The sequence below is a fragment of the Synechococcus sp. RC10A2 genome, assembly GCF_047502605.1.
The window spans coordinates 1-1,142 of record NZ_JANSHP010000012.1; the positions used below are offsets into that span (position 1 = coordinate 1).

1 protein-coding gene is annotated in these 1,142 nt (G+C 60.8%); it reads left to right on the top strand.

Annotated features, from left to right (window positions below):
- Nucleotides 1-85: 85 nt before the first annotated feature.
- Complete coding sequence (locus NW848_RS01110; protein ID WP_414346643.1) at nucleotides 86-1,009, top strand: NAD(+) kinase; 924 nt, start codon at nucleotides 86-88, stop codon at nucleotides 1,007-1,009.
- Nucleotides 1,010-1,142 lie beyond the last annotated feature (133 nt).

A 1,142-nucleotide genomic window follows, 5' to 3' on the forward strand; every position in this document is an offset into this window, starting at 1 on the left:
TATCGCTTCACCGCTGAGCAGTAATGCTCAGCAGTGTTCAGCGTAAATGTATCAGTTTTGGCACCCTCTGCCTCACCACTGCCCCATGAGCAAGCCCAAAGCCGGGATCCTCTACAACGACGCCAAGCCCGCCGCCAAGCGCAGCAGCGAAACCCTGTCCCGCTGGTTTCAGGAACAGGGTTGGGAAGTCTGTGTCGCACCCAACTGGGGCGGCATCCTTGGCTACGCCAAGCTTGACAGTCCCGTCTGCTTGACCAAGGTGGACAGCCTGGCCCCCGCCGGCTTTGACGAGAGCATGAAGTTTGCCGTGGTGCTGGGGGGAGACGGCACCGTTTTGGCAGCAGCCCGGCAACTGGCCCCCAAAGGGATCCCCTTGCTGGCCGTGAACACGGGCCACCTGGGCTTTCTGACAGAGACCTACCTAACCCACCTGGAGGAGGCGGCCAAGGCAGCCATTGCTGGCGAGTACATTCTCGATCGCCGCAGCATGTTGCTGGTGCAGGCCTACCGCGGCAACGAATTGCGCTGGGAGGTGCTCAGCCTCAACGAGATGGTGCTCCACCGCGAGCCCTTGACCAGCATGTGCCACTTTGAAGTAACCATTGGGGATCACTCACCGCTGGATGTGGCTGCCGACGGCATTATTTTAGCCACCCCCACCGGTTCCACCGCCTATGCCCTTTCTGCGGGAGGGCCGGTCATCACTCCCGGCCTGCCGGTGTTGCAGTTGATCCCTATCTGTCCCCACTCGATGGCCTCACGGGCTCTGGTCTTTCCCGATTCGGAAGAGGTATGGATCAGCCCCGCCAGCCCTCAGCCGCTGGTTTTGGTAGCGGACGGCAATGCCGGCTGCTACATCCTGCCAGAAGACCAAATTCGCGTTGTCCGCGCCCCCTACTGCACAGATTTGATTCGCCTACGCCGACCGGAGTTTTTCCGCGTCATGCGGGAGAAATTGGGCTGGGGCCTAACCTACGCCTCCAAGCCCACCTCGGTAGAGCTGCCTTAGTTAGAAAACTTAAATGAGGAGGGGCTGTCGACTTCGATGGGGCCCAGCCCTCTTTTTTGCACCAGGGTTTGCAGCTCGTGCAAAAGGTGTTGAACACGGGACGCCGTACGGGCCCCGGACTCGGCAGACCACG

Excerpts from the sequence above, each read along its gene's own strand:
- NW848_RS01110 (WP_414346643.1), top strand. The coding sequence starts at position 86 with ATGAGCAAGCCCAAAGCCGGGATCCTCTACAACGACGCCAAGCCCGCC.